Origin of the sequence: Dokdonella sp. (assembly GCF_035703485.1) — a bacterium.
GTDB lineage: Bacteria > Pseudomonadota > Gammaproteobacteria > Xanthomonadales > Rhodanobacteraceae > Dokdonella.
Genome location: NZ_DASSYD010000037.1, coordinates 1 through 8,284, shown reverse-complemented (window position 1 = coordinate 8,284; position 8,284 = coordinate 1). Strand labels below are relative to the sequence as shown.

General features: G+C 63.0%; 8 protein-coding genes. All 8 read right to left on the bottom strand.

Translation table 11 applies throughout. The features are described from left to right. Positions 1-444: 444 nt before the first annotated feature. Positions 445-1,479 carry an ACR3 family arsenite efflux transporter gene (gene arsB, locus VFN25_RS02970; RefSeq protein WP_291211168.1) on the bottom strand — a complete coding sequence of 345 codons (1,035 nt, stop codon included), beginning with the start codon at positions 1,477-1,479 and terminating at the stop codon, positions 445-447. A gap of 13 nt (positions 1,480-1,492) precedes the next feature. Then, a complete protein-coding gene (locus VFN25_RS02965; RefSeq protein WP_291210789.1) occupies positions 1,493-2,011 on the bottom strand; it encodes an arsenate reductase ArsC in 519 nt (172 codons plus the stop codon). Positions 2,012-2,050: 39 nt separating this feature from the next. Further along, entirely contained in the window at positions 2,051-2,383 is a 333-nt protein-coding gene (locus VFN25_RS02960; RefSeq protein ID WP_291211164.1) for an ArsR/SmtB family transcription factor, read from the bottom strand. A gap of 402 nt (positions 2,384-2,785) precedes the next feature. Continuing rightward, on the bottom strand, positions 2,786-3,682 hold the full coding sequence (locus VFN25_RS02955; RefSeq protein WP_325138650.1) for a cation diffusion facilitator family transporter: 897 nt from the start codon (positions 3,680-3,682) through the stop codon (positions 2,786-2,788). Continuing rightward, positions 3,682-4,005 (bottom strand): P-II family nitrogen regulator, encoded by a 324-nt coding sequence (locus VFN25_RS02950; protein ID WP_325138648.1) that lies wholly within the window; start codon positions 4,003-4,005, stop codon positions 3,682-3,684. The genes VFN25_RS02955 and VFN25_RS02950 overlap by 1 nt, the downstream gene beginning before the upstream one ends. Before the next feature lie 27 nt (positions 4,006-4,032). Then, on the bottom strand, positions 4,033-4,353 hold the full coding sequence (locus VFN25_RS02945; protein ID WP_325138646.1) for a P-II family nitrogen regulator: 321 nt from the start codon (positions 4,351-4,353) through the stop codon (positions 4,033-4,035). Then, positions 4,350-7,463 (bottom strand): efflux RND transporter permease subunit, encoded by a 3,114-nt coding sequence (locus VFN25_RS02940; protein WP_325138644.1) that lies wholly within the window; start codon positions 7,461-7,463, stop codon positions 4,350-4,352. The genes VFN25_RS02945 and VFN25_RS02940 overlap by 4 nt, the downstream gene beginning before the upstream one ends. Before the next feature lie 30 nt (positions 7,464-7,493). Continuing rightward, the coding region (locus VFN25_RS02935; RefSeq protein WP_325138643.1) for an efflux RND transporter periplasmic adaptor subunit at positions 7,494-8,284 on the bottom strand (791 nt) is incomplete at its 5' end.

The following is an 8,284-nucleotide window of genomic DNA, read 5'->3' as shown; positions in this document are numbered from 1 at the left end:
GTTCGACCGCACAGCAGTTGCGGACGCATCCCGCCGGCCCAGTTTGCCGCCAACCACCGAACCCAAACCAACCCCACCGCAGTACCCTTCAACCCCGGGCTCTCCCAGTAATGGTTGGTACGGCTACCGGGGGCAGGTCACACTTACGCAGCCTACCGAGAACAAGCCTGTCTGATGAGAATTGATTGCAAGCGCCAGATCAAGCAAGGCCGAGTCTTTAGCTAGCTCAGGTATGGCGCGGAGCGCGGCCTCATCGCCTTTGACGTACTTAAAGCCATAGTTGGCGTCGCCATCCTCTCGCAGTACTCCATCACCGCCGTATGGTATGGGCTTGGCTCGATGCCTGATGCTCAAATAGTTGGAATGTCTAGTCATATTTGGTGTGATGGCTAACGATCCGTTAGGCAGTATGCCAAATGGCATCCTGAGACTCGCCTGCTCGGACTATGACGCCCGAAGTCGGCGCTCGTACCAGGGCTGGGATCGATTGACGATCCTGACCACCGACAGCATTACCGGCACCTCGATCAGCACGCCCACCACGGTGGCCAGCGCCGCACCCGATTGCACGCCGAACAAGGCGACCGCGGTGGCGACGGCGAGCTCAAAGAAGTTGCTAGCACCGATCAGCGCTGACGGCCCTGCCACGCAGTGGGCGACGCCTAGCTTACGGTTGAGCAGGTAGGCCAGGCCGGAGTTGAAATACACCTGGATCAGGATCGGCACGGCCAGAATCGCAATGATCAGCGGCTGCTCGATGATCTGCCGGCCCTGAAAGCCGAACAACAGCACCAGCGTCGCCAACAGCGCGACCAGTGACACTGGCCCTAGTCGCGCGAGCACCGCATCCAGCCTCGCCTGACCACCACTGGCAAGCAGCCAGCGGCGAAGCAGGACGGCGACCGCGACCGGCACGAGGATGTACAGCCCGACCGAGAGCGCCAGCGTGTCCCACGGCACCGTGATCGACGACAGCCCCAGCAACAGGGCCACCAGCGGCGCGAAGGCGACCACCATGATGGCGTCATTGAGCGCGACCTGGCTCAGGGTGAAGTTCGCATCGCCGCGGCACAGGTTGCTCCACACGAACACCATCGCGGTGCACGGCGCGGCCGCCAGCAGGATCAGGCCGGCCATGTAGGAGTCGACCTGGTCGGGTGGCAGCCAGTCGGCGAACACATATCGGAGGAAGAACCACCCCAGCAGGGCCATCGAGAACGGCTTGACCGCCCAGTTGACGAACAGGGTGACGCCTATGCCGCGCCAGTGTTTGCCCACCTCCCGCATGGCGCCGAAGTCGACCTTCAGCAGCATCGGGATGATCATCAGCCAGATCAGGGCAGCTACTGGCAGGTTGACCTTGGCCACCTCCATGCGGCCAAGGCTTGCGAAGGCGTCGGGCAGGAAGTGCCCCAGACCGGTGCCGACCACGATGCACAGCCCGACCCAGAGGGTCAGGTAACGTTCGAACAACCCCATGCGGGGCGCTGCCTCAGCCATCGACGGATCCCTCGTCGTCAGGTTGCACGAAGCCGATACGATCGAGCGACTCCTTCAGAGCTGCACGGTCGTCCCAGATCTCGGCCGGCAACGCCAGCAGCGCCTGCAGGCGCGCCTTGACGATGCGGTGCGCCTGGCGGAACGCCTCTCGCTTGTCCTCGTCATTGCTCTCCACCGCGGCCGGGTCGGGAAGCCCCCAGTGCGCGCGCAGGAAGTCGCCGAACACGACGGGGCAGGTTTCGGCCGCCGCCGAATCGCAGACCGTCACCACCAGATCCATCGGCGCCGCATCCGCTGTCGCGAACTCGTCCCAGGACTTGCTGCGCAGGCCGGCGGTGGCGATGCCCTCGGCCGCCAGCTGGCCCAGCGCGAAGGGATTGACCGTGCCCGTCGGCTGGCTGCCGGCACTGAAGACTTCGAAGCGATGGCCGGCCCAGGCGCGAAGCGTGGCTTCGGCCAGGACGCTGCGGGCGGAGTTGCCGGTACAGAGGAAGAGGACGCGACGCTTCACGGGGTGGGTTCCTTGATTGGGGAGGGGCTGAGGCGGCAGTCAGCAGGCGCGGGCGGTCGCCACACCAGGGCTGCAGCTCGTGTCTGAGGAGCCTGCGCAGCAGTTATGAGTCAGATAGGCGACCAGGACGTTCATGGCATCAAAGTTGGCGCGGTAACAAACGTTACGGCCCCGGCTCTCGCTGCTGATCAGGCCGGCATGCACGAGTTCCTTCAGGTGGAAGGACAGGGTGGCGCCGGGTACGGCCAACGCCTCGCCGATTTCGCCTGCCATGCGGCCGTCCGGACCGGCTTCGACCAGCAATCGGAAGATTGCAAGCCGGGTGGCGTGGCCCAGCGCCGTCAGCGCGGTGATTACCTGATTCGTTTCCATGTTTCTAGAATAATCGAATGAATATTGAACGGCAATCACCCCGAATCCAGCCCCCATCTCGAACAGAAAGCAGTGCTATGCGCGCATAGCGTCAGCGGGAGGGGCCACCCGACGCTGTTTTCTTACCGAACCCCTGCCAACCCTCTCTTCGGCTATTCGGTTGGCATCTCAGCTCCCAGTGAGCGGCACGAACGTGGGGCTAACTCTCCACACGGTCAACCACGTCATCAGAACCGAGCGCAGGCGGCCCAACGCACCGTCCATGCTCGTACTGTCCGGCAGCCCCCTGCTCGTGCAGCTTGCGGATGAAAAGGCCATCGAGCGCCACCGCCACGGCGGACGAATAGCTGCACTGTCAGCACCGACTTGGTCGTCCAGCGATTCAGAACCACACATCGCACCTCACGATCGATTGCACTCCTCCGCGCACGGCGTCAACTCTACCTGCAGTGTGACGTGGTGAACGTTGAACCGCCCCTCCAGCGTCTCGGTCAATGTGCGTCGCACCTGCTCTGCATCTACGCCGCCGTCCTGTAGCACCACGTGGGCGGTCAGGATCGGTTGCTGTGACCCCAGCGCCCATACGTGAAGGTCATGGATCTCGCGCACGCCAGGGCAGGCACGTAACGCGCCACGAATCGCTTCTAGATCTATCCCTGCCGGCACGCCTTGCATCAACACATGGCCGGCTTGGCGCAGTAACGTCCAGGTGCGCGGGAGCACCCACAGGCCGATCAGCACGGCAATGATTGGATCGACCACGGTCCAACCGGTGAAGTGAATGACGAGCGCGCCCATAATCACGCCGACCGATCCCAGCATGTCGCTCCAGACCTCCAGATAGGCACCCCGCACATTCAAGCTGGTGCCGCTACCGGCCTTGAGCAGGCGCATTGAGATCAGGTTCACCACTAGCCCGATGGTCGCAATCACCAGCATGCCTCCAGAGGCCACTTCTGGCGGCTGCCGAAAGCGACCCGCTGCCTCCCACAGGATGTAGCCGGCCACGACGAACAGCAGCCCGCCGTTGATCATCGCGCCGATGGCCTCCATGCGGGCATACCCGTAGGTACGCTTGGCATCGGGCGGGCGCCGGCTGAGCCGCACCGCAAACAATGAGATCGCCAATGCGATCACATCGGTCATCATGTGCGCCGCGTCGGACAGCAGCGCAAGGCTGTTGGTCAGCAAGCCGCCGACAACCTCGGCGATCAAGAACGATGCGGTCAAACCGAAGGCCCACCACAGTGGCTTCTCGTGCTTGATCTCGCTGGTGCCGTGATCGTGCCCTGCGCCCATCACCGTTCTCCTGCGGCTGCTTGACTCACCGGCCAGGCGTGGTCCACCGGGTGGACGAAGACGGCCCCCGAGGGGAGGCCGCCAACGTGTCCTTTTTCCCGAATCAGCCCGACGACCTGCTCTAAATGCGCGTCTTCGCAGTAGGCCTCCAGTCGAACCTCCAACTCACCCTCCGAGCCCATGTCCGCTCGTACGATGGCCGTGTCTGGTTGCACGACGCCGTGCACCCGGCTGAGCGAAAGGTGGTACAGGCCCGCCAGCTCAAGCGCACGCACAACCGGCCCGGCGTGGGAGGAATGGACGAATGCGACGATCAGTTTCATGATGGTATCCCTCAAGTGCCCACACGCTCATGGCGTGTCGTTGATCGGCATCGATTGTTCGATCGTACTGACATAGATCCAGCCCGCGTCTGCGTGGCCGGTACGCCCTACTGTCCGGAAGATTTCGACCGCCTTGGCAACGTCATCGTCTTCACAGAACAACTCCATCTGTATTTCATTGATGACCTTGTCGCCTAACTCGACCGAGTACTGCTGCTCGCGCGCACTGAGTGCGCGCAGCAGGCCCTTCACGTCGAACAGGCTCAGTCGCTGGAAACCGGCAGCCTCCAGTGCGTGGATCAGATCAGTGACCCGGTTGCGGTGCACGAACGCCTTGATCTGTTTCATGGAGTGGTCTCCTGTGCTTTGCGCTCAGCGCGGTTTTCCAGCCATTCGTACAAGACGGGCAGCAGGATCAGCGTCAGAAACGTCGAGCTGATCAGGCCGCCCACGACCACCGTCGCCAACGGGCGCTGGGTCTCGGCGCCGACGCCGCTGGACAGCAGCATCGGCACCAGGCCCAGGATCGCGACGCTGGCCGTCATCAGCACAGGGCGCAACCGTAAGGCCGTACCTTGGATCACGGCCTCACGCACTGATCGTCCCTTGTCGCGCAATTCGTTGAGGAAGCTCACCAACACGATGCCGTTGAGCATGGCCACGCCGAATACCGCAATGAAGCCGATCGCCGAGGGCACCGACAGATACTGGCCGGTGACAAACAGTGCGAGCAAGCCGCCGATGGTGGCGAACGGCACGTTGGCCAGGATCAGCGCGGCGTACTTGATCGAGTTGAACGCGGTGTAGAGCAGCACGAAGATGAAGAAGATCGTAATCGGCACGATCAACGCCAACTTCGCCAAGGCGCGTTGCTGGTTCTCGAATGCGCCGCCCCACTCGATCCAGTAACCTGCGGGCAGTGTCACCTGCTGCTTGATCGCGGCCTCAGCCTCCTTGACGAAACCGTCGACGTCTCGGCCGCGCACGTCCATCTGGATCACGGCATAGCGCTGCAGTTGCTCGCGGCGGACGAACGAGTAGCCTTCGGCCACGCTCACGTCAGCAACCTCCGACAACGGCACCAAGGCACCGGTGGCCGTGCGCAACGCGATCTTCCGCAAAGCCTCGACCGAATCGCGGGTCGCATCGCTCAACCGCACCGCGATGTCGAACCGCTTCACGCCATCGAGCAGCACGCTCACCGGCTCACCGCCCAGGCCATTGCGGACGATGGTGAGCACTTCCTCGGCATTCATGCCGTGGCGTGCCAGTTCATCCCGATCGACCTGAATGCGGATCTGCGGCTTGCCGACATTGGCCTCCAGCGACAGATCGGCCACCCCTTGCACCTTGCCGAGGACAGTCTTGAGCTGGCCGCTGATACGGTCGAGCTCCTCCAGGTCTTCGCCATAGAGCTTCAGCGCCAAGGTCGCACGCACGCCCGAGATCAATTCCTCCACGCGCATCTGGATCGGTTGGGTGTAGCCCGGCACCACGTTGGGCACGACCTTTTCCAGCGTCTCCTGCATGGCTTCTTCGAGTTGCTTGATGTTTCGGCCGGACTTCCACTCGTCCTCAGGTTTGAGGGCGGTGTAGATTTCCATGTAGTTGACGTCGGCAGTTTCGCCTTTCTCGGCGCGGCCGATCATCGCCAGCGTGGTCTCGACCTCCGGGAACTGCTCGAATGCCTTGGCAATGGTGTTGCTGGTCTTGATCGATTCGTTCAGCGAAGTCGACGGGATACCCGTGACGCGCCACATGATCGAGCCTTCCTGCAACTGCGGCATGAACTCCTTGCCCAGGAAGGGGAACAGCGCCAGACTCGCCACCAACGCGACGACGGCGCTGACCACGACCACCCGCTTGCGTGCCAGCGCCTTGTCCAACAGCGGCCGGTAGCCGCGTTTGATTTTGGCGACCAGCCACGTATCGCGCTCCGGCTTGGGCTTGAGGATCATCGAGGCCAGCACCGGGATCAGGGTCAGGCTCAGGATCAGCGATCCGGCCATTGCGAAGGCAATATTGAAAGCCATCGGCTTGAACATCTTGCCTTCGAGTCCTTCCAGCGCAAACAGCGGCAGGAACACGACGATGATGATGCCGATCGCAAACGTAATCGGATTGGCCACTTCCTTCGCCGCCGCCAGCACCGCGGAGGTCCTGTCGACCTTCTCGCCGTGCTCGAGACGCTCGGCCATGATCCGGAAGGCGTTCTCGACCATCACCACCGCGCCGTCGACCATCATGCCGATGCCGATCGCTAATCCAGCCAGCGACATCAGGTTGGCCGACAGGCCAACCTGGCCCATCCCGATGAAGGCAATCAGCATCGCCAGTGGCAACGTCACGATCACGACCAGCGCCGAGCGCAGTTCGCCCAGGAACAGGAACAGGATGATCGCCACCAGGATCGAGCCTTCGATCAACGCGCGAGTCGCCGTCCCCACCGCTTTGTTGACCAGGTCGGTGCGCTCGTAGATCGGCTTGAGCACCATCGTCTTGGGCAACGCATCGCGTACGACATCGAGTTTGCCCTTGACCGCTTCGACCACGTCCTTGGCGTTCTCGCCGATGCGCGCCAAGGCCATGCCCAGCACGACTTCCTCGCCGTCGCGGGTCACCGCACCAAAGCGCGGCGCCGGAGCTTCCACCACGGTAGCCACATCGCGCAAATACACCGGCACGCCATCCTCGGCCTTGAGCACGATCTCACCGATATCCTTGGTAGATCGCAACAGGCCCAGGCCACGAACAAGGAACTGTTCGCGCCCCACGTCCATGACGTTGCCGCCGACCTGGCCGTTGTTGGCCGGAATCGCGTTGATCACGTCGCCAAACCCCAGTCCGCGCGCATAGAGCCGCTGCGGATCGATCTGGACCTGATACTCGCGCTCACCGCCGCCCCAGGAGGAGACATCGTCCACACCAGGCGCGGTGCGCAGGATCAGGCGCACCGTCCATTCCTGCCAGGTGCGCAGGTCCATGTCGGTGACCTGATCCTTGCTGACGCCCGGAGCACGCTCGACCGTGTACCAGAACACCTGACCCAGACCGGAGGTATTGGGCCCCATGCTCGGCTTGCCATAGCCTTCGGGCAGTCGATCGCCAATCTCCTGCAGTCGCTCGTTGACCAGCTGCCGCGCGAAATAGATGTCCATGTCGTCCTCGAAATAGACGGCGACATAGGACAGGCCAAACAGGCTGACCGATCGGATTTCCTGCACTTTCGGCAGACCGGCGAGCGCCGATTCGATCGGGGTCGTCAACAGAAGTTCGATGTCCTCCGCGGCCAGGCCTGGGGACTCGGTATAGACGTTGACCTGGACGGGCGTGACGTCCGGGAAGGCGTCGATAGGCACGTTGCGTACTGCGTTGATGCCGAGGAAGGCCACCACCGCGAAGGCGATCAGCACCAGAAACTTGTAGCGCAGGGAAAGTTCGACCAGGCGATTCAGCATGGCGCACCTCCGCGTATCACGAGGGAGAGATCAATGACCATGACCCTCTCCCAGTTGCGCCTTGAGAATCTGCGACTTGACCGCAAACGCACCGGCGACCACGACGTTGTCGCCTGCCTTCAACCCTTCGCGGATGACGGTGCGATCGCCGATCACTTCACCCACGCGCACCGGCACGGGTTCGAGTGCCCCAGCGCGGTTGCGGCGAAACACCACAGTCTCGCTTTCGAGTTGCACCAATGCCTCGGTTGGGACGGCTAGCTGCATGGCGGATTTGTCGTCCGTGTTAGCCGCAGGAGCGGCCTCGAAATACACTTCGACGAAATCGCCGCCATGCAGACGGTCGCCCTCGTTCGGCACCTCGACTCGAACTGAAGCATTGCGGGTGGCTTCGGACGTGCGATGGGCGCTACGTAGCACCTTGCCGACAAGATGCTCCCCACCCACCACGATGGTTGCCGCGCTTCCGGCCTCAATGCGGGAGGCCGTGCCGGACGGCAATTTGGCATCCACCCAGACGGTCGACTCGTCCACCAGTCGGAACAGCGCCTTGCCCGGCTCAATGCGCTCGCCGACGACAAAATCGTCCTCGGTGAGGCGGCCGGCATGCGGCGCGGTCAGGGTGAATTGACCATTGACGCTGCCACTCGATGTGCCGGGCAATCCGTAGGCCTGCGCCTTGGCGCGGGCACGCTCGACTGCCACCTTGGCTTCGTTGATGCGGCGGCCGGCAACGGCCTCGCGACCCAAGGCCGAGACACGCCGCCACTCCTGTTCGGCAATGCGCAGATCGGCCTGCGCGTCGGACACCTCAACGCTGG